The following is a 23,131-nucleotide window of genomic DNA, read 5'->3' on the forward strand; positions in this document are numbered from 1 at the left end:
AACTACGTTCAGTCGGCGGCCGAAACGGTCGACCGGCTGTGCTCCATTTGAGCGTCGATCGCTGCGCTGATGGCGGCGACCGTGGAGTCCGTCTTGTCGAAGAAGACCCGCGGCGGGGGAGTGACGCCGGTCTTCTCCTTGACCTGCTTGAGGACCTGGACGAGGTTCAGCGAGTTACCTCCGATGTCCAGGAAGCGCGTGTCGCGGTTCACGTTCTTGACCCCGATCACGTCTTCCAGGATCTGAGCCAACATGGCTTCGGTCTTCATGGGGTTACCACCTCCTGATTTTGGCGATTCATGTGATTGTCGAGTATCGACAGGAGCGCCTTGCGGTCCGTCTTCCCCGACGACAGCTGCGGGAACTCGTCCAGGACCTCGATGAAGCGAGGGACCATGTAGCTCGGCAGCTCGTCCACGAGGCGCTTCCTGATCAGTTCGATCTGCCGATCGATCTGAAACTTCCGACCCTTTTCCAGAAGGACCCCTGCCGCCAGCACGCTTTCTCCATACTTGGAGCTGAGCAGGACGATCTCGGAGCCATGCACGTGCGGTACACTGTTGATCACGCGCTGGACTTCGTTGAGGTGGACACGGTAACCACCGATATTCACCTCGTTGTCCTTTCTACCGATGTAGAACAGGCTGCCGTCTTCCAGGTACGTGCAGACGTCGCCCGTGCGGTAGCAGCGGACCCCCTCGAACTCGATCACCTTGGCCGCCGTCTCCTGGGGCATGTTGCAGTAGCCCCTCATCACCTGCGACCCGCCGATCAGCAGCTCGCCGGGGACGTTGGCCGCGTCGATGCGCCCGCCCTGGTCGTCGATGAGGAAGACCCGCGCATGCGCGAGCGGCTTGCCGATCGGGTAGAGCTGCTGGCGGTCCGGCTCGATCTCCCGGATCACGTGGGCGGTCGCGGCGCAGGTGCATTCGGTCGGCCCGTAGGCGTTGATCACCCGGACGCCGGGCACCTTCCTCAGCCAGCGCTGGACCGTCTTGATGTCCGGCACGTCGGTGCCGCTCAGGATGGTCTTCACGTGCGGCAGCGGAGCGGCGTCGAAATCGGCCGCCTGGACGATGAGGCCGAGCATCATCCCCCAGGCGGAGAAATGGGTCACGGCGTTGGCCCGGATCGTCTCGAACACGAGGTCCGGCACGATGACGTCGTCGTACACGTGCAGCTGCGCGCCCTGGTAGAGCGGGAACAGCATGTCCATCAGGTAGACGTCGAAGTTCAGGGGCGAGAAGCTGGCGCACACCGAGTCCGCGGTGACGTCGTACACCTCGCGGGTGCCGACGAAGAAATCGGCCATGCTGCCATGCTCGATCAGCACGCCCTTGGGGCGCCCCGTGGAACCGGACGTGTAGATGCAGTACGCGACGCCATCCAGCCGCGGTTCGGGCAGCGGCACGGCCTGCGGTTCGGGCGAGCCCCCGGCCCCGCCCGGCTCGTCCTGCGCGAGCAGCCGTTCGAGGTCGCTCACCATCAGTATCGTCGTGCCCGCGGGGACATGCGCCGCGACCGCGTCGCGCAGGTCCGGTTCCGTGATCACGACGGCGGGCGCGACGTCGCCCAGGATGTACTGCAGCCGCCCGTCCGGCATGCGCGGGTCGAGCGGGACGTGGACGCAGTCCGCCTTGAAGGTGCCCAGGATCGCCGCCACCAGAATGGCGCGGCGGGGTGCCACCATCGCCACGCGGTCTCCGGACCCGCACCCGAGCTCACGCAAATGCATCGCGAAGCGGGTGCTGAAACGGTCGAGGGCAGCGTAATCGATGCCGACGCGCGTATCGGACAGGGCGCATTTGGCCGGGCTGGTCCGGGCATGAGCCCGGAGGGCTTCAATGACGTGTTGGCGCATGCGCCGGTACCCTCTTTAAAGGTAATTCAGTTTATATTGTCCAGACTATTTATCGTCCGGACACGTCTGCTTGATTTCCCGGCATGTTATAAGTATGACCCGGACGCAGAAACTGTCAGAACTGGCAGACGGTAGATTAAGGCGATTCTATCCCGATCTTCGGGCGCCGGACGGCCCAGGCCCTTGGGTGGCGGCCATCTTCATGGTTGACGCAGCCGCACCGCGCGACGCTTCCGGTGAAACTTTCAATTACTGGAAAATTGTCGTCCGGCGACGCGGCGGGGTCCGGGCCGCGCCGGCCCCGCACGCCCTTACGACCAATGCACCGTTGCCCCGGAACGCACCACGCGAAGCGGGGCTAGGCTGAAGCTTGCAGCCGCCCGCCGGCAGCGGCTCCTGCCGGCACCCCTGCCCCAAGGCCATTCACGAGGAGGAGGCACCATGAGGAGCATCGCATTCGTGACCGCCGCAGCACTCACCCTTTCCGCCGCCCTTTCCGCCCTGCCGGCATCCGCGCAGACGCCCGCGCCCGGACAGGCGGCGGGAGAACACGAGTTCCTGACGCCGGACCAGCTCGAGTGGCAGCCCGCCCCTCCCGGACTGCCTCCCGGGGCCGAGATCGCCGTGCTGCGCGGCGATCCCGGCGGCACGGACGGCACCTTCGCGATGCGCCTGCGGGTTCCCGCCGGCTACTACGTGGCCCCGCATTCGCACCCGACCGCCGAGAACCTCACCCTCGTCTCCGGCTCGATGCGGTACGGCATGGGCGACGAGGCCGACGAGGCGCAGACGACGGAACTGCCGGCCGGCACCTACATCTTCCTGCCGGAAGGGCACACCCACTACGTCTGGGCCGGGGACGAGGGCTTCGTGCTGGAGATCCAGGCGGCGGCCCCCTTCGACATCACCTATGTCGACCCCGCGAACGACCCGCGCGAGGCCCAGGCCCAGGCGGACACCTCCCCCGGGACCACGCCCGGGCAGAGCGCCCAATAGGACGGGACCGGCCGGCGGCGCACGGGCTGCGCGCCGCCGGCCCACCTTCCCCGATCGACCGCCGGCAGCATTGTTTCCATTTGCAGGCAAGAAATACCGACACTATCATTCGGTTAATTTCGCCAACAATGGAGACGCCGGGCCCGCCACGCGCCCGTGGCGGCCGGCACGCGAGGTCGATCACCATGCCCATCGTCGTCTACGTGCAGAAGGACGGAACCGAGACCCGGGTCGACGTCCCCGAGGGCACGAGCGTGATGCTCGGGGCCGTCCAGAACGACATCGGCGGCATCGAAGCCGAATGCGGCGGCTGCTGCTCCTGCGCGACCTGCCATGTCTACGTCGACGAGGCCTTCGCCGCGCGCCTGCCGCCGCCCGAAGAGATCGAGGGCGAGCTGCTGAGCGGCGTGGCCGCCGAACGCCGCCCCACCAGCCGCCTGAGCTGCCAGCTCGCGGTGACGGCGGCCCTGGACGGGCTGGTCGTCCACATGCCCGACACCCAGTACTGAAGCCGGCGGCATCGATGCCGGACGGCCTCGTCGTCGTCGGCGGCTCCTATGCCGCCGTCCAGATCGCGGCATCCGCCCGCGAGCGCGGCTTCGACGGGCCGATCCGCCTGGTCGGCGAGGAGGAGGAGCCCCCCTACCAGCGGCCGCCGCTGTCCAAGGGCTTCCTGACCGGGAAGACGACGGCGGCGATGCTGCCGCTGCGCGCCGAGGCCTTCTACCGCAACGCCGCCATCGACCTCGTGCTCGGCACGCGGGTCACGGCCGTGGACCGCATCGACCGCGTCGTGACCATGGCCGACGGCCGGCACCTGCGCTACGACCGCCTCGCGCTCGCGCTGGGCGCCCGCCCCCGCCCGCTGCCAGTGCCGGGCGCCGGACTCGACGGCGTGCTTGCCCTGCGCACGCTCGCCGACGCCGAGCGGCTGCGCGCCGTGGCGGCGCAGGCGGGCGAGGTCGTGGTGGTCGGCGGCGGCTTCATCGGGCTCGAGGTCGCGTCCGCCCTGGTCGGCCCCGGCAGGGCCGTCACCGTCGTGGAGGCGCAGGACCGCCTGCTGGCGCGCGCCCTGCCGCCCGCGGTTTCGGAGTTCCTGGCCGGCGTCCATCGCGCGCGCGGCGTCCGGCTGGCGCTACGGACCGGCGTGCGGTCGATCGACGGGACGGGGGGTCGCGTCCGGTCGGTCACGCTCGACGACGGACGGACGCTGGGGGCGGATCTCGTCGTGGTGGGCATCGGCGCCGTTCCCAATGCCGAGATCGCGCAGGCCTGCGGGCTGCCCTGCGACGACGGGATCCTCGTCGACCGGTTCGCGACGACGGCGGACCCCGCGATCGTCGCGGCCGGCGACTGCACGCGCCACCCGAACGTCCATGCCGGCCGGCCGCTGCGGCTCGAATCGGTCCAGAACGCGCTCGACCAGGCGCGGGCGGCAGCCGGGTCGGCCATGGGGACGCCGACGCCCCATGACGCGGTGCCGTGGTTCTGGTCCGACCAGTACGAGGTGAAGCTGCAGATGGCCGGCCTGTCCCAGGGCGCCGACCGCTCGGCCCTGCGCGGATCGGCCGACCAGGGGCGCTTCTCGCTGTTCCATTTCCGCGACGGCCGGCTGATCGCGGTCGATTCGGTCAACCGCCCGGCCGATCACATGGCGGCGCGGCGCCTGCTGGCGGCAGGGAGGCCTCTGACCGCTGAACAAGCCGCGGACGAGAGCATCGACCTGAAGTTGCTCATCGGGAGCTGATGCTCGCGGGAACTCCCTGACCGGCGGGCACGCAGAAACCCTGGCCCCCGCCGCGCCTCATTCAGTGCGGGCGCTTGCCTCTCCGACCAGCCATGTCATGAATGCGGCCACCTCCGGACGCCTGATGGCCTCCGCTGATGCGACGAAGTGGTAGGCGTACGGCGCGGCGCAACGGCGGTCGATGGGCACCACGATGGCGCCGGTCGACAACTCGGGCTCCAAGTAAATGTCGTGAACGAGGGCGATGCCCTGCCCTGCCGCAGCCGCCTTGATCAGCAGCAGATCGTCCGAGAACACGGGCCCGAGTGCCGCTCGTTCGTCATGGATACCTTGAGAACGGAACCAACGTAGCCAGTTGGCTCTCGCAGGCTCCTGGAGCAGGCGGGCGTTCAGGCAATCCGCCGGGTCGGTCACTGATCCTGCAAACAGTCCAGGACGGCAAATGGGTACCAGCGCCGGCTGCAACAGCAAGAAACTATCGAGTCCGGAATAGCTGCCCTGTCCATACCGAATCGCCACGTCGGTCTTCTCGGCCCGCAAGTCGACCAATCTCGTGGAGGATTCTATGGAAATCTCGACGTTGGGATGGCTTTGACGAAACTGATCGAGGCGCGGAACCAACCATCCCGCTGCGAAGGACGCGGTCGTAGTAATGTTCAGGTGCCTTGGTTTCTCGGCCCCAGACTTGGCGCCATCGACAGCGTCATCGATCTGCTCGAAAGCGCCGACTAGGGATGCATAGAGCTTCTCGCCGTCCGGGGCCGGTCTGATGCCTCCTCCGGAGCGGTGCAGCAGGATCGTTCCCAAGCGCTGCTCCAGAAGCTTCATCTGCTGGCTTACCGCACCGACGGTCACGCCCAGGGCCGCCGCGGCGCCGGACATGTTGCCCCGCTTCACCACCTCCACGAACGCCTTGAGTGCTAGATACGGAACTTTGTACGCCATTCCGCCGATCATAATGGCGGCGGATGACGCGCGTCCCACGAGAAATCCGTTTCTCCGTCGGCGACGTTACGAACTGCGCCGGCCGAGGCGGACACGGGCTGGACGATCCAGGCCGCGCGGCTCCCGATTGACGAGGTAAACTCCAACCGCAACCAAGAGCCCACCGAATCCGAGCGCAGCCGTAATCTCCTCGCCTAAGATCACACTTGCGAGCAGCATTCCGAATAGCGGGGTCAAAAACGAGAACGCCGACAACCTTCCTGCCGGGTAAACGGTAACCATCCAGAACCAAGCCAAGTAACTCAGGAACGCAACCACAACAACTTGGTAGAGCAAAGCACCGACAACCAGGGCATGGAAATTCATAGACTCCCTATCCTCCACCCAATAGGACACCGCAAACAATATGACGGAAGAAAGCGACAACTGATAAAATAGAGTTCTCCCTGCGCTAATCCGCGCGAGAGGACTTACTTTGATGATAATGGTGACGGCCGCCCACAACGCGGCGGAACCAAGCACCATGACGTCGCCTACGAGTTCATCGGAGTCGGGCAGCCTAAATGCTTCAGAAAAAACAATCCCAAGTCCCATGAAAGCACAGGCAAGCCCTACCGCCGATGTTGGCCGGATACGCTCCCCAGGTATGAGGACATGTGCCGCGATAGCAACGAAGAACGGCGAGGCGTACTGAAAAACCACACTGCGGGAAGCGCTAGTGTAAGTTAACCCTACATACAGAAGAATGAATTCTGCAGAAAACAGAGTGCCTATAACTATTCCATAAATTAAGGTGCCATCCCTGGCGAAAATTCTGTCGCCCCGCAATACGCTCCACGCACCGACCAAAATCAATGCACCACATGACCGCAAGGCCGCTTGGAAAATCGGCGGCACTCCCTCGTTCGCAAGCTTTATAGCGACCTGCTGCCCGCCCCAAGTTAAACATATAACTACCATCGCGGCTATCGCGACAAAATCAAGTGAATTTCTTCGCTCAGGCGTCATGACAACAATCCATGAAATTTCCGACTGCAAACCACTATTGTCGAAGCGCACAAATCCAGCAAATTATTTTAACTAAATGGTGCGTTTAGTCCGCCTAAAAAGCCATATACGCCTATCATCAGGATGTGCCTTCCAATGCAGCGCGCTCATTTGAATTTCCTATGTCACGACAAAGCATTTCACATTATGGCTTCTCAATGAAGAGTATTCCCATACGTCCGGATAACGGAAACCAACGCACATCGCGTCGGCACGAACGCCCCTTCCTAAACTACGTAATAGGCACTCGCAGCATCAACAATCAACGTTCTTGCAGCGAGCGATGCGCATCACCAGATGGCTGATCTCACTAAACTCGACCACTCCAGAACCGAACGTTGAGAACAGAAAGAACACCCCCCTTAATACAGAAAAATATTATATTATTTTTTCCAGATCCCCAGTCGCCGCCCTCGCCGCCAGAAGCATTTCCCTAACAATTTCTGATAATGCAGCATTATAATGCAAAATATAATATCGTGCATATCGAATTTTATAGTTCATACGCCGCCAAACTTCCATTCACATGTAGAGAGTAATTTCTTCTCGTTGTCGAAAGACGACGGAGAAAATTTCCTACAAATGGAGGATACCGTGAGTGTCGCGTTTTCGACTGATTAACAACTACGGACAATGGCCTTCAGTCCTTCACTTTGGGAAGGCCAAATCGGCTACGCGCGCGCAGTGCGAGTAAATGACATTATCTTCGTCGCCGGCACAGTAGCTGCCGACGGTACGGGCATGCCACAGGGCAGCAACGCCTACGAGCAGACACTTTTTATCATCAAAAAAATGCGGAAAGCTCTAGAGGACGTTGGCGCCAACATAAAACATGTAACTTGCACAACAACCCATCTCGTTAGCATCGAACATTTCGACGACTACGCTAAAGCACACAAAGAATTTTTTGATGAAATTAGACCAGTTAACACCACGGTCGTCGTAAACTCCCTGGTGAGGCCAGAATTTCTTGTGGAAATAGGTGCGGTCGCAATTGTAGCGAATTGACGGAGAGGATAATGACTACACTTCATACACCGTTAAGACGCCTGTCAGGCCACGCAACCGTCCCATCATCGAAACCTCATATGCAACGAGCCTTGATTCTGGGCCTACTAACCGACGGCGAAACCGTAATTTTCAGGCCATCTTGGTCAGCGGAAACAATTAGGCTGCTCTCGGCATTGCGGCTATTCGGGCTTAACGTCATGGAGGAAACAGCAGAACGACTGGTGATGCGCGGTGTAGGACGCCGACTTCGCGCGCCTGAAATCCCACTCACCTGCTCAGGCTCCGCATTCATGTTCCGCACCGTAACCGCACTCGCCTGCCTTGCTGATGGATATACGATCATTGAGGGCAATAAGGCGATGAAAAATCGCCCTGTACTGCAGTTCCTTAGTTTTGTAAATGACCTGGGAGCAGAGTTCGAAAATGTCAGTGACCCTGGCGCGCTCCGCATAAGGCTGCGTGGCGCAAAATCGTTCGGCGGTAGAACAACGGTTGATGCATCGCAAAGTTCTCAGTTCTTGTCGTCACTGCTAATGGTCGCGCCACTTGCTGACCGCCCCGTTGAGATTGGTCTGCTGCATACTCATCCCGTTGGTGAAAGTTACATTGAACTTACGCTCGACCTCATGGCCAAACGCAACGTCGCAGTGAGGCGGGATGGCTTCCGCTACCGCATCCCCCAGCAAGCGTACGAGCCGGTGCAGATGATGATACCTTCCGATTTAACTGCTCTTTCTTATCTTAGTAGTTGCGCTCTCGTAGCGAGGGAGGCAGAGATCACAGTAGACAATTACATCCTTTCCGAAATGAATAGCGAAAACATTTTTTTGAATATCGCAAGACAGCTTGGGCTCTCCCTAGAGTACAGTACTGATAAGAAAGAGCTTATCATATCTCGAGCATGGCCGTCAGAATTCGATATAGATATCGACGGCCGGAACATTCCGACTGTGATAACCTTACTCGCTGGTTCAGCTCCTTTTGTTGAGGGCTCGGTTACCGTTAAAGGCGCAGGGCACATCAACAATCACAAGTGCCAACGTCTAAGCGTGGTGATTGATCAACTACGACGTATGGGCTGCGTTATTGAGCCAATCTTCACTCCGGAGGGCGCAGTCGATGGGTTCGCAACCTACGGCCGCCAAACACCACCCGGCGCAAGGGAACTTGAAAGCTTTATGGATCATCGCGTCTTCGCAGGCCTGTATATAGCGTCGCTTGGGGCGAGGGCGCCTACGCACATCCGCGGCGCGGAGTACCTCGACGACGGCTACCCCAACTTCCTAGAGACCGTCGAGCGGCTCGCGTTTCCGAGGGAACGCTGCAGGTGCAATGCCGAGTCCCTGGTCAAGGACGACCTCGCCATTGAGTACTGACGGAGTAGCCATCATGCGTTCTTCTTTTCCACCGGAGTTGGAAATTCACCCCACTAGGGAGCTCCACGGAAGCATTACGCTTCCTGCATCGAAAAGCTCCTCCACCCGGGCCATTCTCGCGGCGGCGCTCGCCGAAGGCCGTAGCTACGTCGTCAACCTCGCCCCAAGCAACAATGTTCGTGCGCTGGTTGACGCGTTGCGCGTGCTGGGCGCAACAATCTCGGGCGATCACGGCACAGTAATTGTGGACGGCATCGGTCGAAGCAAACTCCAGAGTGGCGTTACCTTAAACCCGGGAAATTCAGGTATTGTACTGCGCCTGCTCCTTGGCATCACGGCTGTTCTCGATCAGGTTCGCTTTGAGACGTCATTTACAGACTCTCTCGGCAAACGGGCCAACATTGAAATGCTACACTCCTTGAAAAAGCTAGGCGTCACCTACGAGGCGCATGGCGACGAAGGCCAACTGCCAATTCTGCTAAATGGCGGCAAGATTCGAGGCGGAGAAACGTCTATATCATGCCGCAGAAGCTCTCAGTTTCTAAGCGGCCTGCTCTATCTTGGTGGGCTACTCGACCAACCTCTCCTAATTGCGGTAGAGGATGAGATTGTGGCTAAATCTATGGTGAGTACAACAGTTTCCGTTCTAAAGCACGCGGGGATAGACGTCCAAGTCGATAGAACGTGGCGCAGATTTTACATGCCGGGACAGCAGAGATATTCACCAACAACCCATAGGGTCGGTTCAGACCCCGCTAGTACAGCCGCATTGCTTGCGGTGGCAAGCATGGTCGACTCTGATGTACTTTTAACAGGTTTCAGCGAAGAAGAGCTTGGCGATGGCGCGGTACTCAACCACCTGCGCGAGATCGGCGTCTCGATTGAAACCCTCAATGAGAGCATTCGGGTTCGAGGAGGTGGAACCTTCCGCGCGCGGGATTTCGATGGCTCGAAGGCACCCGACGCCGTGTTGGCACTCGCATCTCTCGCCGCTTTCGCTGATGGCACCAGCCGATTCTACAACATTGAACATGTCCGCTACAAGGAGTGCGATAGAATAAGCGACTTCCGTTCCGAACTCATGAAGGCTGGTATAAAAACCAACGAGACGCGTGATTCGCTAATTATTCATGGATCGCCCCATGGCGTCCCGGGAGGTTCTTCAATTGATAGCCATTTTGACCACGGAGTTATTATGGCAATGTCCGCGATTGCTCTAAGTGCCTGTTTGGAAATGAAGATCATCTCCTTCAGGTTGTGATTCGCCTGAGCAACAAGCTGCTCATGGCGACGTAGATCATGCCTTCGGAGACATCGAGGCGGGCCTCGTAGTCGCGCACGAGACGGCGCCAGCGGACCATCCAGCCGAAACTGCGCTCGACCACCCAACGGCGAGGCAGCACCTTGAAGCCTTTCTGATCGGTCAGGCGCCGGATCACCGCCACGGTGAAATCGAGGAAGGCGGCCTTGTCCAGCAGTCGCCCGCGATCATAGGCGGCGTCGCCGAACAGGTGCTTGAGCCAGGGCCAGCGCTTGTGCAGGGCATCGAGGATCAGTTGGGCGCCGGCCGAATCCGAAAGATCGGCCGCGGTCAGGCGGACCATCAGCAGGCGGCCGTCGGTGTCGACGGCGATGTGGCGTTTGCGGCCGGTCACTTTCTTGGCGGCATCGAAGCCGCGCGGCGGCGCGCCTGGGGCCTTGACCGACTGGCTGTCGAGGATCGCCGCACTCGGGCTTGCCGCCCGGCCGTCCAGCTCCCGGTCGAGCATGAGCGCGAGATCATGGATGGTGCGGAACAACAGACGGCGTACCAGGCGCCGGAACCACCAATAGACGGTCTGCCAAGGCGGAAAGTCCTTGGGCAACATGCGCCAGCCACAGCCCGTGCGCGCCAGATAGCGGATCGCGTTGAGCACCTCGCGCAGGTCGACGCGTCGCCGCCGCCCCCGCTTTGCCGGACGGGGCATCAACGGCCCGATCACGATCCATTCCGTGTCCGTCAGGTCCGTCGGATACCGACGGGAGCGTTGCTCCTGGCGGGCCTGCCGAACTCGATGCGCCTTCGTCCACATCGCCTGCCTCCCTCATACACACGGAAAACAGGCAAAACCTCATTTTCAAACGGGCACTTAGCGGCGCAAACGGACGTGACCGCCCGGCGCGACGGCAAGATAGCCGACGAGGTCCAGGCCTCGAGCCGCCATCGCGTCGGCGAGAGCGAGGTACAGGTCCCCATCACCCGGGACGGGAACTTCGGCATCCGCAAACGTGCGGATCGCCAACGTCGCAGCCGATCCGGCGAATGCGGCGGAACAGGCAAGGTGGTCGGCCAATCGCGTCGGCGGTTCGTCGATGCGAAGAGACAGCATCTCCTCGCGCAGCAGGCGACCGGCCGGATCGACGCACAGCAGGGTCAACCGGTTCCTCCCATCGCCTGCCCGACGCAGCAGCAGCGGCAGCGCCCGAAGGGGCTCGGCCTCCTCGATGGATAGCCCGGCAACCGCCCAGGGCTCGGGATGGCTCATTCCGTATGGAGCCAGCCGCCGCGCCGCAGCGAGGGCACGGGCCGGCGGCACGGTCAGCCTGAGGAGCGCCTCGGCGAGAACGAAACCGGTCGGGAAAGCGACGAGACGCGATACGGACGGCTGCACGCGAAGCATACCATCGGATGGACCGACGCCCAACCTACCCCGACGAAGCTGGCCCGTCCAATGTAATGCGTGCCGAACGGCCTACACGGCGAGTGGATCGGCATGCCAAAGACGCAGTCGGGCGCCGCGTCCTTCGGTGGCGAGCGCCGCGCGATATCCCGACCCGACCTCCAGGTCCGAAACCTGCCAGCGCAACGCCGCATCCTGCGACCCTTCGACCGAGTGCAACGCATCGACCGAGCCGGCCTCCAAGCCGACTTCGAAGTCACGCAACGGGAACGACAGTCCCGTCCCCGTGACCTTCAGCCAAGCCTCCTTGCGCGACCAACAAGCGAAGAAAGCATCGAGTCGCCGCTCCTGCGGCAGCGCCTCCAGCGTGGCGACTTCTCCCGGTGCGAAGAATCCACGTGCCAGGCCCAGCGGGTCGATGCGCGCTTCGACGCGCTCCACGTCGATGCCGACCCGCCGCCGCAAGGCGAAAGCCATCAGCACGAGCTCGCCGGAATGGGACAGGTTGAACTCCAACGGCCCCTCGACCTCGGGCTTGCCATGGCCGCCGGTGCCGATACGAACCGCCGCCGCCGGGACCGCCAGGTAGCGGCCGAGCAGGTGCCGCAGCACGCCGCGCGCGAGCACAAAGCTGTTGCGGTCCTTCTCGAAGTGGAATGCGGCGGCGCGCTGACGCTCGTCGGCATCCAGGTGGACGGCAAGCGCCCCGAGGCTGTGACGCCATGCCGGCATCGCGACCCGCCAAACGTCGACCACCCCCTCGTCCAGCGGCGCCACGCCGCGTGCGGGGACCCAATGATGCGGGAGGATGTCGCTCACCATGTCACGCTCCGGGTTCCGGGCCCCGGCCCGGGCCGCGGCAAGCCCGCAATACGCCGCTCACGCCCCGCCGATCAACCCTTCCGGAACGGCGCCTCCGGCGACCGGCCGCGCCGCCTCGGCGACCCGGGCGAGGAAATCGCGGGTCAGCCGGGCCGTCTCCCGCGGGCGCTCCGCCATCGGCAGGTGGCCACAGCGCTTCAGCACGACCGCCTTCGCATCGGGCATCAGCCGCTCGTAGATCCCGGCCTGCCCGCAATCCAGGAGCCGGTCGGTATCTCCCCAGATCACCAAGGTCGGCATGGCCAATCCCGGCAACGAAGGCTCGATCAGCGCGTTGCCCCGCTCCCGGTCCTGGATATCCCGGAAGACCTTCTCCGAGAACGGCCTCTCGGCGACGGCCCTTGCGGCGAAGTAACGGTAGACCGGCCCGACCAGCAGCGGCGGCCGCACGAAGATCCAGCGCATCATCGTGTCGAAGTCCTCGGGCGAATGGACCTCCAGAGGATGCTGGCCATGCCGCATCCCGGCACGATCGTAGGGCGGCCCGGCTCCGGCCGTCCCCGCCGGAGCGTGGAGGATCAGCGTGGCGACCCGTTCGGGATGACGCACCGCGAAGCGGGTGGCGACGTGGCCGCCCATCGAGTTCCCGGCGACATGAGCACGTTGGATGCCGAGCGCGTCCAGAAATGCCGCCAGCCAGTCGGCCTGGTTGTCGATCGAGTGGGTCAGGGCGGGGTTGCGGCTGCTATCCCCGAAGCCCGGCAGGTCCGGGATCACGGTACGGTAGCGGCGCGTCAGGTGCCGGGCGTAGCGAACCCAGTTCAGCTTGTCGCCCCCGAGCCCATGCAGCATGACGATCGGCAAGGCGTCCGTGGCCCGGGACGAGAAAGACCTCCGGTCGAGATAGGCGATCCGATGCCCACCCACGTCGATGCGGCGCCGGACCAGCCGCGACAGCGCCAGTTCCAGCAGGAGCCCCCATTCCACGACCCGCGGCGTCGAAGCCCCGATCGGAGACCCATCCATTCCGGCGCGCCTCAGGCGGTGCCCTGGATGGGCGTCGCGGCGACGTCGCCGGCCCCTGTCCGGGCAAGGAAGCCGGCGACCAGTTCGGACAAGGCGTCGGGTGCCTCGATCATGCAGAAATGGTTGAATTCGGGCACGGCGACGTACTCGGCACCGCGGATGCGGGCGGCGGCGGCCGGCGACAGTTCCGGGTCCACGATCGCGTCGGCCCCGGCCCCGATGACGAAGGTCGGCACCGTCACCCGGTCGAGATAAGGTGTCGCATCGACCTCGTAGTAGTTCACCACGAGATCGGCATAGGTAAGGACCGCGCCCTTGGAGGCGAAAGGAGCCACCACGAGGTCCCGGTACTCCTTCGAGATCAGGGCGAGGTTCTCGGCCACCATGGGCAGGGCCGACGCCTTGCCGGTCATCATGGTCACGACGATCGGCGCCATGAAATTCCGCTTCTTCACCATCTGCCCGAGCTTATGCAGGTTGGTGGCGAAACGGCTGTTCATGGGGCCGTACCCCGCCAGCGGCCAGAAGTTGCCGCCGACGAAGGACAGCGACTGCACCCGCTGCCCCAGCTTCACGCAGGCATCGAGGCCGACTTTGGTGCCGCTGCAATAGGCCAGTACATGCATCCGCCGCGCCCCGGCGTGGTCGAGGATCTCGACCATGTCGTCGGCGTGGTCGGCTATCGTGAACTTCAGATCGTACTCGCTGGGGGTGAAGCCGCGCATGTTCCACAGGATCACGCGGTAGTCCCGCGCCAGCCGGTCGACGACCCGGTCCCACAACTTCGACGACACGCCGTAGGCATTGACGATCGCGAGGTCGGGCCCGGACCCGGCCTCGACGTAGGACAGCGGCCTGCCGCGCCGGCAGTCGAATGTGTGGATGCGCCGCTCCGCGCCACTCATTCGACCGTCTCCCTGGCAATCGCGCCGGATGCCATCAACCGCTGCACGAGCGTCTCCATCGTGTCGACCGACTGGAAATTGTCGGCGACCAGCTCCTCCGGCGGGAAGGTGAAGGCGAACGCAGTCTCCAGCTCGGTCATGACGCTGAAGATGCCGAGCGAGTCGATGATCCCGTCGGCCAGGATCGGCGTGTCGTCCCGGAACTGGACGTCCGGACCGTGAGACGAGCTTTCCCGGACGGCCTTGCGCAACAGTTCGCGAATCTTCTCCGACATGTCCTCTTTTCCTCGATCTCGTGGAAGGATACCGAACCGGAGGAGCCTGCGCCGTCCGGAGCTCGGATAACGGAAGCTCAGGCGGCGCTCGCGGCCGGGCTGGCGGCGGGCGACTTCGGCTTCTCGCCGGCCCACTGCCTACCTATGCGCGGGTCTCCGAGTTCCTTCAGCATGTGCGGGAACGCCTTGAGATAGGTGCTGAAGAAAAGCGGACGGAGATCTGCCCGTGCCTGGTAGATCGCCATCGTCTCCTCCGGCAGGTCCACCCACTTGATCGTCGCTTTCTTGTGATGAGGCGCGTGGTAGTTCTCGTTCATCATGACCAGGCAATAGAACCGTTCCAGCGGGTTGCTGGGGATGATCGTCCGGGTCAGGCTGAGCGGGTCATCGCCGTACAGGCCGACATGCTCCGTCAGCCGCCGCCAGGATTGCATGTTGGCGGCCAACGTCATCGGGATCGCGTAGGCGATCGCGAATTCGACCCACCATCCGTTGGCCGCGACGACGAGGAGCGCCGCCGACAGTGCCACGATCATCAGGGCGAGGTCGCGCCAGCACCTCGCACGGGCGCGAGGGGCCATCTGGCCCTTCATCAGCGCCCGGCTGAACATCACGAAGTAGTAGAGCGGCGCCACGGTCAACTCGGTGACGGCCGCGAGCACGCGGTGCCAGCGCTTGGAGTTCATGTTGACGTAGGGCCAGAACTCCAGGTCCCGCTCGGTGCCGATCATGCCGTGATGAGAGGTATGGACGACCCGGTACAGGTTCATCGGCGTGAGCGTCAGCGTCCCCGAAAGGACGCCCGCGAGGTTGTTCCAGCGCCGGTTCGGCGACAGAAGGAAATGCACCGCCTCGTGAAGCGTCAAGAACGTCGAGTTCGCGCAGACGCCGGCGCCCAGGACGCAAACGATCGTGAGGTACCACAAACCTGCGTTCCAGGTCTCGATGGCGGCGTAGCCGAACAACGTCCAGCCGACGAGCGTGAAAAGAGGCATCAGCTTCATCTTTCCGGCCTCCTGTGCCGAAGGTCAGGGCTCAAGTCCGAGGAGCGGGGGATCGGCCGGGAGCGGGCGCGAGCTTCGCGTGCACCGCGTCCCGGATCGTCGCCCGCAGCAGCTTGCCGTTGGCCGCGCGCGGAATCGCGTCGAGGCCGAGTTCCTCGACCGACACGCGGCGCTTGGGGATCTTGAACGTGCTGAGGTGCTGAACCAGGATGTCGGACCAGCTCGCGGGGTTGGGCTTCTGCCCCTCCTGCGCCTTGTAGACCATCACCAGCTCGGCCCCGAGAATCTTGTCGGGGATGGAGGTGACGACGACATCCTCGACACCGGACAGCAACGTGCTCAGGTTCTCGATCTCGCTGGGATAGACGTTCTCGCCGCCGACATGGATCATCGAGTCCAGGCGGTCCACGATGAAGACATGGCCCTCCTCGTCGACGTAGCCCAGGTCGCCGGTGTGCAGCCAGCCGTCCCTGAGCTTGTCCGCGGTGACCTCCGGCAGGTTGATGTAGTGCGAGAACAGGTGCTGGCCGGCGATCAGGATTTCGCCCTCCTGCCCCGGCGGCATGTCCTTGCCGTCCATCACGATGCGGATGCGACAGCCGGGCAGCGGCTTGCCCGCGGAGCCGCGGCTCGCCGGCGACCGGCCCGGCCGTTCGGTGGTGGAGATGGAGGTCGTCTCGGTCAGGCCGAAACACTGATAGACGGGAACGCCGAACTTGTCTTCGAAGCCGTCGGCAAGGTCGAGCTTGAGCTTCGAGCCGCCCGACAGGATGCCCTTCATCGTGCCCTTCTTGGGCATTTCGGGACGCTGCACGAGCAGGGCCAGAAAGGCGTTCATCACCAGCGACCACTGCAGCTCGTACTGGTCGACGATGTTCCAGAACCGCAGCATCGCGAAGTCGCTGCGCACCGATACGTGGCGGCCGCCGCACCACAGCGCCGTCAACGTCGTGAAGAGCTGGCCGGAGTTGTGGAACAGCGGACAAGCCGTCAAAAAGCGCGACGCCCGCTCGAAATTGAAGATGGCGGCCATGCCGTGCGCATTGCGCAGCAGGTTGCCATGCGTCAGCACCGCCCCCTTGGGCAAACCGGTCGATCCCGACGTGAACACCACCTCGGCCGCCCTGTCCATGTTCTCCGCGCCGAAATCGGGCACGGCCCCTTCGCGCCCGGGACGCGCCAGGATCTCCTTTATGAAGGCGACCTCGTCGGCGACGGGCAAAAGTTTGCCGGTGTTCTCGATCTTGCCGATCCGGGGGGCGAACTCGGCATGCGGGATCGTGATCGCCGGCTTGGTCTGGCGCAGGATGTGCGCAACCTCCGTCTCACCCATCTTCGGGTTCAACGGCACGTAGACCCGGTTGGCCGCGATCGTGGCGACGAACAACAGGCACGCCAGCGAGGAGTTGTGGAAAACGCTCGCCACCCCCTCCCCGACGCCGGCTCCCTGCTCGTCCAGGAAGTCCGCGTATTTGCACGTGAACTCGTGAAGGTCGTCGAAGGTGAGTTCGTCGAGCCCGCGTTCGGTGGGGATCACGTAAGTGTCCTTCCCGTACAGGTCGCTCGCACGTTTCACCAGCGCATACATGCTGGTGATCTCGGTCGGGTAGGCGTCTGTTTCCTTCATCCAACCTTCCTCCTGTATGGGAAGCCCGCGCCCCCGGCCGCCGAACTCCCCGGGCCATGGCCCCACAGGGCCCCGACGCGCCGCCAGCGTTCGCAAGCGCCAGGCCGGCGCAGCATATTCTGACCGCAAAAAGCACAAAAATAACCTTATGACGTTGATGGATAGACATGCAAACGGTAACTGCCGATTCATCATGATGAACCGTTCATGCGCATACGTATCAATGGAATTTCGCGGGATCCCGCGTGATCCGCAACACAATGCGGACCATCGGACCGGGAGACGCTCACCGCTCACATGAAAGCGCTGAAATCTTTCCAGCGACTCACGGCGTGCCGGCACTCTCCGCCAGCCGCTCGCGGACGAGAGACTTCGGCACCTTCCCATAGCCCGATTTCGGCAGCTCGTCCCAGAACACGACCGTCTTCGGCCATTTGTAGCGGGCAAGCTTGCCGTCGATCCAGGCCAGCACGTCCCGGTCCGTGCAATCCCGGCCCGGCTCGAGGACGCAGACGGCGACGCCGGACTCACCCCATTTCGGATCGGGAACACCGACCACGGCGACCTCCCGGATCGCGGGATGGGTCAGGATCGCCTCCTCGATTTCGCGCGGGTACACGTTGGAGCCGCCGCTTATGTACATGTCGGAGGCGCGGCCGGTGATGAAAAGAAAGCCGCGCTCGTCCAGGTAGCCGATGTCGCCGGTCCGGAACCAGCCGTCCCGGAATGCCTTGGCATCGGCTTCGGGGTTGTCGTGGTAGCCGGCGAAGACGGCCGGCCCGCGCACGCAGATCTCGCCGGTCCCGCGCGGGGCGAGGCGGCGTCCGTCGTCGTCCGTGACCGCGATCTCCATGCCGGTCCGCGGATAGCCGCAACTCCCGACATTGGGATCGTCGTCGTCCAGGGCGTGCAGCCGGGCCGGCAGGATCGTGATGTTGCCGGTCACCTCGCCGAGCCCGTAATACTGGACCAGGATCGGCCCCAGCGTCTCCAGGGCCCGCTTCTGGTCGGCGCGGTACATGGGAGCGCCGGCGTAAATCACGTAGCGCAACGAGCCGTGGTCATGGAGGTGGACGGCGGGATCCCCCACCAACATGTTCACGATGCTCGGGACCGTGAACATGTTCGTGACCCTATGCTCCTCGACCAGGCGCCAGGCCTCGCCGGGGTCCAGCCGATCGCCCGACGGCAGCACGTTGCGAGCACCCCGGGCGACCTGGGTCAGCGCATGGATGCCGGCGCCGTGCGACAGAGGCGCCACGACGAGGCTGGCATCCTCCTCGGTGATGCCGGGCATCAGGTCGGCGAGATGGTTGGTGACGACGAACGCCATCTGCCCGTGGGTCAGGACGCCTGCCTTGGGCCGGCCGGTCGTGCCCGAGGTGTAGAAGAACCACAAAGGATGGTCGTAGGCCACGTCCTCGGGACGGTCCGGAGCCCCGGCGCCGTCCTCGAGCAGCTGCGCGTAGGCCACTTCCCCCGCGCGCGGCGCGCCGATCGAGACGACGAGATCGAGCGACGGGCCGTCGGCCCGGGCGGCGGCGACATGGGCGTCGAAGCCGACGTCGTAGAGCATGGCCCTGGCCCCGCTCGACCGGGCCAGCCACGCGACCTCCGGCGGGGTCAGGCGGAAATTGGTCGGGACCCAGACGGCGCCCAGCTTGAAGCAGGCCCACAGGCTTTCGAACATCTCCAGCCCGTTGCGGGAATGGACGAGGACACGGTCGCCCTTGGCGAGACCGCGGCGCCGAAGGCCCTCGACGACCGCATTGACCCGGTCGTCGAGTTCCCGCCAGGTCAGGCTCCGGTCCCCCTTCACGAAACCGATCCGGTCCGGCAGGCGCCGCGCCGTGTCCGACAGCAGGCGTCCCAGGTTCATCGCGGACGGCATGACGGCACCCCTTCCGATCGGCTTCGCGACGAGTATACCGGCCGGCCCCGCCCGGGCGCCAGCGGCACCGCCGTCACGGCGCCGCACGAAGCCCCGCGGCCTGGAAGCCGCCATCGACGTTGAGGACGTGCCCGGTGACGTACGAGGCCTCCGTGGATGCCAGGAACAGCACCGGGCCGGCGATCTCCTCGGCCGAGGCATAGCGGCGCATCGGGATCTCCTCGAGCCAGCGCTCCCGCGAACCCGTCGTGTGCATGGCGGCCACCATCGGCGTCTCGACCGGTCCGGGAGCCACCGCGTTCACGCGGATGCCGTGCGGCGCGAGTTCCAAGGCCATGACCCGGGTCAGGACGATCACCGCGCCTTTCGAGGCGCCATAGGCCGCCCTGCCGGCGTTGCCGCGCTGGCCGGAAACCGAAGCGATGTTCACGATGCAGCCGCCGCCGGCCGCGGCCATCCTCCTGGCCGCAGCTTGGCCGCACAGGAACGTCCCCATCAGGTTGACGTCCAGCATGCGGCGCGCCAACGCCGGATCGGTTTCCAGGAACGGGACGTCCCGGGCGATGCCGGCGGCGTTGACGAGGATGTCCGGCACGCCGAGCGCGTCGACCGCGGACATCATGGTCTCGACCGACGCCGCGTCGGTCACGTCGACCTGCAGCCCGAGCACCCGGCCTCCGATCCTCGCGGCACGGTCGGCCGCCGCCTTGCCATCCAGGTCGGCGACCACCGTCGCCGCTCCCTCGGCCGCGAGACGCTCGGCGATCACCCGGCCGATCCCGCCGGCCCCGCCGGTGACGACCGCGACACGATGCTCAAACCTGGTTCCCATGTCGGCATCCTCCCGGTCGGCACCCATCGACCACGATGATTCGGTACGCGCCATGGAGCGTTTGCGACACCGAATCCGATCCAATCGGCCTTCGAGCACGCAATAGAAACCAAAACCCACTCCAGGATAGGCGAATATGATTTCCCAACAAGCCTTGACAAATAACTCAGTATGATGGGTAAAATTTCAAGCCGGTCATCGCTCGACAGTTGGCGGCATCCGACGTTCGTTACCGACGCCAGCGGCGAGAGGCCACGGGAGAGGGATGATGAATCTGACCGAGACACCGGCCGAGCGGGAGTTTCGTAGGCGCGTCAGGTCGTGGCTCGCCGACAACCTCCCAGAGGGCTGGACCGAGGGGCGGCGGGCGGAACCCCGCCGGCTGGACGATCGGTTTCAATTCCGTCACGCGTGGCACAAGCGCCTGCATGAAGGCGGCTGGATCGGCCTGCACTGGCCGGTCGAGTACGGCGGGAGGGGCTTCACCTCGGTCGAGCAGTTGATCTTCCACGAGGAGATGGCGACCGCCGAGGCGCCTCCCGTCGCCAACTGGGTCGGCATCGAGCTGGTGGCGCCCTCGTTGATGCGGTGGGGCGATGAGGCGCAGAAACGCCATTACCTCCCGCGCATCATGAGTGGCGAGCACGTGTGGTGCCAGGCGTGGTCGGAGCCCGGCGCCGGTTCGGACCTGACGGCGGTGGCGACCCGGGCGGAGCGCGACGGCGACGCCTTCGTCATAAACGGGCGCAAACGCTGGATAAGCTGGGCCCAGTTCGCGACCCACGCCGCCGTGCTCGTGCGCACCGGCGACCCGGCGCTCAGGCACAGATCCCTGAGCTGCCTGATCGTACCGCTCGACACTCCGGGCATTACCGTCCGCCCGATTGCGATGCTGAATGGCGAGGCGGAAGAGAACGACGTCTTCTTCGAGGACGTCCGTGTCCCGGCCTCCGCCCTGTTCGGCCCGCCGGACGGCGGCTGGTCCGTGGTGCTGACCGCCATGGCGGCCGCCCGCGGTTCGACCTCCCTGGTCCGGATCGTCGACCTGCAGGTCCAGTTCGGCAAGATGGTCCGTCAGGCCGCGGCGCGTGGCGGCAACCGCTTCCTGCTCGACGACAGCCATCTGCGCCGCCGGCTCGCGAGAGCCGAGGCGCGGCTACAGGCCCTCAAGTATCTCGCCTACCGCATGACGGCCGAGATCGAGGCGGGCGAGATCGATGGGGCGGCCGGATCGACGGAGAAACTGCTCTGGAGCGAGCTGAGCCAGGAACTGACGGAGCTCGCCCTCCATCTGGAGGGCCCCCGCATGCTGATCGGCGGCCATGTCGAGGACGACACCTGGTTCGGTCATTGGCGGGAAGCCTTCATGCGCGCCAAGGGCACCTCGGTCGAGGGCGGAACCAGCGAGATCCAGCGCAACACGATTGCCCGCCGCGTGCTCCGGCTGGCGGGCTGACCCCAACGGATCGGATACTCCCATGCGCCTCGGACTGCTCGCCACCCATGACGAGCTCAAGGACACCGTCGCACGGATGCTCGCGGGCACGGTCGATGCGCCGGTCCAGCGCATTGCCGCCGCTCCGGAACACCGTCTCCCGCCGGACGGCTTCCGCGACCTGGTCGACGGCGTCTGGCAGGCGGAGGAACCGCTCCTGCGCGCCGCTCTCATCGCCGAAGAGGCCGGGCGCGCCTTCGCACCGGTCTCTCCGCGTACGGCGCTGCTGGCCGGCTGGCTCGCCCGCGACCCGCGGGTGGCGGTCGCCGGTCCGGCCGGGATCGCGATCAGCGTCGCGGGCGACGGCTCCGCCGAGGAGATGCCGGTCGCCGTCGCGGGGCCCGACGGCGAGGCGGTTCTGGACGGCGAGTGCATCCTGGTGGAGGACCCCGGCGATGCAACGGAACTGTTGATCACGGCGCGCACGCAAGCCGGGCCCGCGCTGTTTCTGATGCCCCTCGACCAGCCCGGCGTCGAACGGCTGGAGCGCGACCGGCTCGACCCGGCGCGGCCGGCTTTCGGATTGCGCATCGCTCCGCCGGCCGCCGCCCGCCGCATCGCGGACGCAAGCGCCACGGCCGCACTGCTTGGGGAGATCCAGGCGCTCGGCCGGCTTCTGGCCGCGGCCGAGATGCTGGGCGTCGCCGACCTCATGCTCGCGCTGGCGACCGGGTACTCGCGCCGGCGAAAGCAGTTCGGCGTTGCGATCGGTTCGTTCCAGGCGGTCGCCCACGCATGTGCCGACATGCTGTGCGAGATCGAACTGCTGCGCTCGCTCGTCTACGCGGCCGCGGCGGCACCCACCGCCTCGGGTGCTCCCGACCGTGCCATGGCGGCGCGGGCCAAGGGCCTCGCTTGCGAGACCGGGCCGCGCGTCGCCAACCGCGTCGTGCAGATCTTCGGCGGCGAAGGCCTGACCTGGGATCGCGGGCTGCATTTCGGGCTGCGGCGCCAGCAGGCGCTGCGGATCGCCTTCGGCACGGCCGAGCAATGCTGGGACGACACATCGGAGACCCTGACGTGACCAACCTCTTCGCTTTCGAAGGCCACGAACCCGAGGTCGATCCAAGCGCCTGGATCGCGCCCGACGCCCGCCTGATCGGCCAGGTCTCGATCGGCGAGAGCGTCACGGTGATGTTCGGGGCCGTTCTGAGGGCCGACCACAACGCGATCCGGATCGGCGCGGAGTCCAATATCCAGGACGGCGTGATCATGCATTGCGACCCGCCTTCGCTTCCCCACGGCCGGCCCGTCGTACTGGGCCGGCGGGTCTCGATCGGACACGGCGCGCGCCTGCACGGCTGTACCGTCGGCGACGGGGCGATGATCGGGACCGGTGCGGTCGTGCTCGACGGTGCCGTGATCGGCGCCGGCAGCCTGGTCGCCGCGAACGCGTTGGTACCACCCGGTATGGAGATTCCCGAAGGCAGCCTCGTGATCGGCTCGCCGGCGGCGGTGAAGCGTCCGGTGCGCGAGCGGGATCGCGAACTGCTGGCGCTCGCGGCCGACATGTACGTGGACCTGGGCCGGCGCTATCGGGCGACGCTCGTACCGCTGCCGCCCCATCCCGGGTCTTCCGGATCCCAATCCCCCCATAGAAGCGTGTGACGA

At 64.6% G+C, this 23,131-nt stretch carries 23 protein-coding genes; 9 read left to right on the top strand and 14 right to left on the bottom strand.

Features of this window, described 5'->3' with window-relative positions; translation table 11 throughout:
- Window positions 1-8 precede the first annotated feature (8 nt).
- Window positions 9-269, bottom strand: a complete 261-nt coding sequence (locus tag VGO20_RS21485; protein ID WP_327504429.1) for an acyl carrier protein — start codon at window positions 267-269, stop codon at window positions 9-11.
- Entirely contained in the window at window positions 266-1,861 is a 1,596-nt protein-coding gene (locus VGO20_RS21490; protein ID WP_327504430.1) for an amino acid adenylation domain-containing protein, read from the bottom strand. The genes VGO20_RS21485 and VGO20_RS21490 overlap by 4 nt, the downstream gene beginning before the upstream one ends.
- A gap of 441 nt (window positions 1,862-2,302) precedes the next feature.
- On the opposite strand from VGO20_RS21490, the gene VGO20_RS21495 reads away from it, so the two are divergent.
- The 3 genes from VGO20_RS21495 (at window position 2,303) to VGO20_RS21505 (ending at window position 4,604) form a co-directional block, all read left to right on the top strand.
- Entirely contained in the window at window positions 2,303-2,857 is a 555-nt protein-coding gene (locus VGO20_RS21495) for a cupin domain-containing protein (RefSeq protein ID WP_327504432.1), read from the top strand.
- A 185-nt stretch (window positions 2,858-3,042) separates the two neighbouring features.
- Complete coding sequence (locus tag VGO20_RS21500) at window positions 3,043-3,366, top strand: 2Fe-2S iron-sulfur cluster-binding protein (RefSeq protein ID WP_327504433.1); 324 nt, start codon at window positions 3,043-3,045, stop codon at window positions 3,364-3,366.
- Between the two features lie 14 nt (window positions 3,367-3,380).
- Window positions 3,381-4,604, top strand: coding sequence for an NAD(P)/FAD-dependent oxidoreductase (locus VGO20_RS21505; RefSeq protein WP_327504434.1), 1,224 nt, complete (start codon window positions 3,381-3,383; stop codon window positions 4,602-4,604).
- 57 nt (window positions 4,605-4,661) lie between these two features.
- Here the strand turns inward: VGO20_RS21505 and VGO20_RS21510 are convergent, their stop codons facing one another.
- Window positions 4,662-5,549, bottom strand: coding sequence for a LysR substrate-binding domain-containing protein (locus tag VGO20_RS21510; RefSeq protein ID WP_327504435.1), 888 nt, complete (start codon window positions 5,547-5,549; stop codon window positions 4,662-4,664).
- Window positions 5,550-5,615: 66 nt separating this feature from the next.
- Window positions 5,616-6,557 carry a DMT family transporter gene (locus tag VGO20_RS21515; RefSeq protein ID WP_327504436.1) on the bottom strand — a complete coding sequence of 314 codons (942 nt, stop codon included), beginning with the start codon at window positions 6,555-6,557 and terminating at the stop codon, window positions 5,616-5,618.
- 672 nt (window positions 6,558-7,229) lie between these two features.
- Here VGO20_RS21515 and VGO20_RS21520 point away from each other — a divergent pair.
- The 3 genes from VGO20_RS21520 to aroA are packed head-to-tail and all read left to right on the top strand — an operon-like array spanning window position 7,230 to window position 10,244.
- On the top strand, window positions 7,230-7,604 hold the full coding sequence (locus VGO20_RS21520) for a RidA family protein (protein ID WP_327504437.1): 375 nt from the start codon (window positions 7,230-7,232) through the stop codon (window positions 7,602-7,604).
- An 11-nt stretch (window positions 7,605-7,615) separates the two neighbouring features.
- Entirely contained in the window at window positions 7,616-8,983 is a 1,368-nt protein-coding gene (locus VGO20_RS21525; RefSeq protein WP_327504438.1) for a 3-phosphoshikimate 1-carboxyvinyltransferase, read from the top strand.
- A 13-nt stretch (window positions 8,984-8,996) separates the two neighbouring features.
- Complete coding sequence (aroA, locus tag VGO20_RS21530; RefSeq protein ID WP_327504439.1) at window positions 8,997-10,244, top strand: 3-phosphoshikimate 1-carboxyvinyltransferase; 1,248 nt, start codon at window positions 8,997-8,999, stop codon at window positions 10,242-10,244.
- Here aroA and VGO20_RS21535 read toward each other — a convergent pair.
- From VGO20_RS21535 to VGO20_RS21580, 10 genes are all read right to left on the bottom strand, one after another.
- Entirely contained in the window at window positions 10,234-11,055 is an 822-nt protein-coding gene (locus VGO20_RS21535; RefSeq protein ID WP_327504440.1) for an IS5 family transposase, read from the bottom strand. The two genes, aroA and VGO20_RS21535, sit on opposite strands and share 11 nt — an antisense overlap.
- Window positions 11,056-11,112: 57 nt before the next feature.
- Window positions 11,113-11,643 carry a hypothetical protein gene (locus VGO20_RS21540; RefSeq protein WP_327504441.1) on the bottom strand — a complete coding sequence of 177 codons (531 nt, stop codon included), beginning with the start codon at window positions 11,641-11,643 and terminating at the stop codon, window positions 11,113-11,115.
- A 72-nt stretch (window positions 11,644-11,715) separates the two neighbouring features.
- The gene (locus VGO20_RS21545; RefSeq protein ID WP_327504442.1) at window positions 11,716-12,465 is read right to left on the bottom strand and encodes a 4'-phosphopantetheinyl transferase family protein; all 750 of its coding nucleotides are present in this window, start codon (window positions 12,463-12,465) and stop codon (window positions 11,716-11,718) included.
- Between the two features lie 57 nt (window positions 12,466-12,522).
- Complete coding sequence (locus tag VGO20_RS21550) at window positions 12,523-13,491, bottom strand: alpha/beta fold hydrolase (protein ID WP_327504443.1); 969 nt, start codon at window positions 13,489-13,491, stop codon at window positions 12,523-12,525.
- 11 nt (window positions 13,492-13,502) lie between these two features.
- On the bottom strand, window positions 13,503-14,396 hold the full coding sequence (locus VGO20_RS21555) for an alpha/beta fold hydrolase (RefSeq protein WP_327504444.1): 894 nt from the start codon (window positions 14,394-14,396) through the stop codon (window positions 13,503-13,505).
- Entirely contained in the window at window positions 14,393-14,671 is a 279-nt protein-coding gene (locus VGO20_RS21560) for an acyl carrier protein (protein ID WP_327504445.1), read from the bottom strand. Before VGO20_RS21560 ends, VGO20_RS21555 begins: the two co-directional genes overlap by 4 nt.
- Window positions 14,672-14,748: 77 nt before the next feature.
- A complete protein-coding gene (locus VGO20_RS21565; RefSeq protein WP_327504446.1) occupies window positions 14,749-15,675 on the bottom strand; it encodes a fatty acid desaturase family protein in 927 nt (308 codons plus the stop codon).
- Between the two features lie 31 nt (window positions 15,676-15,706).
- A complete protein-coding gene (locus VGO20_RS21570; protein ID WP_327504447.1) occupies window positions 15,707-17,302 on the bottom strand; it encodes a class I adenylate-forming enzyme family protein in 1,596 nt (531 codons plus the stop codon).
- A gap of 325 nt (window positions 17,303-17,627) precedes the next feature.
- Window positions 17,628-19,193, bottom strand: coding sequence for an acyl-CoA synthetase (locus VGO20_RS21575; RefSeq protein ID WP_327504448.1), 1,566 nt, complete (start codon window positions 19,191-19,193; stop codon window positions 17,628-17,630).
- Between the two features lie 73 nt (window positions 19,194-19,266).
- Window positions 19,267-20,025, bottom strand: coding sequence for an SDR family NAD(P)-dependent oxidoreductase (locus tag VGO20_RS21580; RefSeq protein ID WP_327504449.1), 759 nt, complete (start codon window positions 20,023-20,025; stop codon window positions 19,267-19,269).
- Window positions 20,026-20,290: 265 nt separating this feature from the next.
- On the opposite strand from VGO20_RS21580, the gene VGO20_RS21585 reads away from it, so the two are divergent.
- Genes VGO20_RS21585 through VGO20_RS21595 form a run of 3 tightly spaced genes read left to right on the top strand, consistent with a single transcriptional unit; the run spans window position 20,291 to window position 23,128 of the window.
- On the top strand, window positions 20,291-21,481 hold the full coding sequence (locus VGO20_RS21585) for an acyl-CoA dehydrogenase family protein (protein WP_327504450.1): 1,191 nt from the start codon (window positions 20,291-20,293) through the stop codon (window positions 21,479-21,481).
- 22 nt (window positions 21,482-21,503) lie between these two features.
- Window positions 21,504-22,544: an acyl-CoA dehydrogenase family protein gene (locus tag VGO20_RS21590; RefSeq protein WP_327504451.1), complete on the top strand. Its 1,041-nt coding sequence runs from the start codon at window positions 21,504-21,506 to the stop codon at window positions 22,542-22,544.
- Window positions 22,541-23,128 (top strand): gamma carbonic anhydrase family protein, encoded by a 588-nt coding sequence (locus tag VGO20_RS21595; RefSeq protein WP_327504452.1) that lies wholly within the window; start codon window positions 22,541-22,543, stop codon window positions 23,126-23,128. Before VGO20_RS21590 ends, VGO20_RS21595 begins: the two co-directional genes overlap by 4 nt.
- Window positions 23,129-23,131 lie beyond the last annotated feature (3 nt).

This window comes from Arenibaculum sp. (genome assembly GCF_035998295.1).
Classification (GTDB): domain Bacteria; phylum Pseudomonadota; class Alphaproteobacteria; order Azospirillales; family Azospirillaceae; genus DASYHS01.

What these genes read in the sequence shown, in the direction of transcription:
- VGO20_RS21485 (WP_327504429.1), bottom strand. Translation starts at nt 269, where the DNA reads ATGAAGACCGAAGCCATGTTGGCTCAGATCCTGGAAGACGTGATCGGG.
- VGO20_RS21490 (WP_327504430.1), bottom strand. Translation starts at nt 1,861, where the DNA reads ATGCGCCAACACGTCATTGAAGCCCTCCGGGCTCATGCCCGGACCAGC.
- VGO20_RS21495 (WP_327504432.1), top strand. Translation starts at nt 2,303, where the DNA reads ATGAGGAGCATCGCATTCGTGACCGCCGCAGCACTCACCCTTTCCGCC.
- VGO20_RS21500 (WP_327504433.1), top strand. Translation starts at nt 3,043, where the DNA reads ATGCCCATCGTCGTCTACGTGCAGAAGGACGGAACCGAGACCCGGGTC.
- VGO20_RS21505 (WP_327504434.1), top strand. Translation starts at nt 3,381, where the DNA reads ATGCCGGACGGCCTCGTCGTCGTCGGCGGCTCCTATGCCGCCGTCCAG.
- VGO20_RS21510 (WP_327504435.1), bottom strand. Translation starts at nt 5,549, where the DNA reads ATGGCGTACAAAGTTCCGTATCTAGCACTCAAGGCGTTCGTGGAGGTG.
- VGO20_RS21515 (WP_327504436.1), bottom strand. Translation starts at nt 6,557, where the DNA reads ATGACGCCTGAGCGAAGAAATTCACTTGATTTTGTCGCGATAGCCGCG.
- VGO20_RS21520 (WP_327504437.1), top strand. Translation starts at nt 7,230, where the DNA reads ATGGCCTTCAGTCCTTCACTTTGGGAAGGCCAAATCGGCTACGCGCGC.
- VGO20_RS21525 (WP_327504438.1), top strand. Translation starts at nt 7,616, where the DNA reads ATGACTACACTTCATACACCGTTAAGACGCCTGTCAGGCCACGCAACC.
- aroA (WP_327504439.1), top strand. Translation starts at nt 8,997, where the DNA reads ATGCGTTCTTCTTTTCCACCGGAGTTGGAAATTCACCCCACTAGGGAG.
- VGO20_RS21535 (WP_327504440.1), bottom strand. Translation starts at nt 11,055, where the DNA reads ATGTGGACGAAGGCGCATCGAGTTCGGCAGGCCCGCCAGGAGCAACGC.
- VGO20_RS21540 (WP_327504441.1), bottom strand. Translation starts at nt 11,643, where the DNA reads ATGCTTCGCGTGCAGCCGTCCGTATCGCGTCTCGTCGCTTTCCCGACC.
- VGO20_RS21545 (WP_327504442.1), bottom strand. Translation starts at nt 12,465, where the DNA reads ATGGTGAGCGACATCCTCCCGCATCATTGGGTCCCCGCACGCGGCGTG.
- VGO20_RS21550 (WP_327504443.1), bottom strand. Translation starts at nt 13,491, where the DNA reads ATGGATGGGTCTCCGATCGGGGCTTCGACGCCGCGGGTCGTGGAATGG.
- VGO20_RS21555 (WP_327504444.1), bottom strand. Translation starts at nt 14,396, where the DNA reads ATGAGTGGCGCGGAGCGGCGCATCCACACATTCGACTGCCGGCGCGGC.
- VGO20_RS21560 (WP_327504445.1), bottom strand. Translation starts at nt 14,671, where the DNA reads ATGTCGGAGAAGATTCGCGAACTGTTGCGCAAGGCCGTCCGGGAAAGC.
- VGO20_RS21565 (WP_327504446.1), bottom strand. Translation starts at nt 15,675, where the DNA reads ATGAAGCTGATGCCTCTTTTCACGCTCGTCGGCTGGACGTTGTTCGGC.
- VGO20_RS21570 (WP_327504447.1), bottom strand. Translation starts at nt 17,302, where the DNA reads ATGAAGGAAACAGACGCCTACCCGACCGAGATCACCAGCATGTATGCG.
- VGO20_RS21575 (WP_327504448.1), bottom strand. Translation starts at nt 19,193, where the DNA reads ATGCCGTCCGCGATGAACCTGGGACGCCTGCTGTCGGACACGGCGCGG.
- VGO20_RS21580 (WP_327504449.1), bottom strand. Translation starts at nt 20,025, where the DNA reads ATGGGAACCAGGTTTGAGCATCGTGTCGCGGTCGTCACCGGCGGGGCC.
- VGO20_RS21585 (WP_327504450.1), top strand. Translation starts at nt 20,291, where the DNA reads ATGATGAATCTGACCGAGACACCGGCCGAGCGGGAGTTTCGTAGGCGC.
- VGO20_RS21590 (WP_327504451.1), top strand. Translation starts at nt 21,504, where the DNA reads ATGCGCCTCGGACTGCTCGCCACCCATGACGAGCTCAAGGACACCGTC.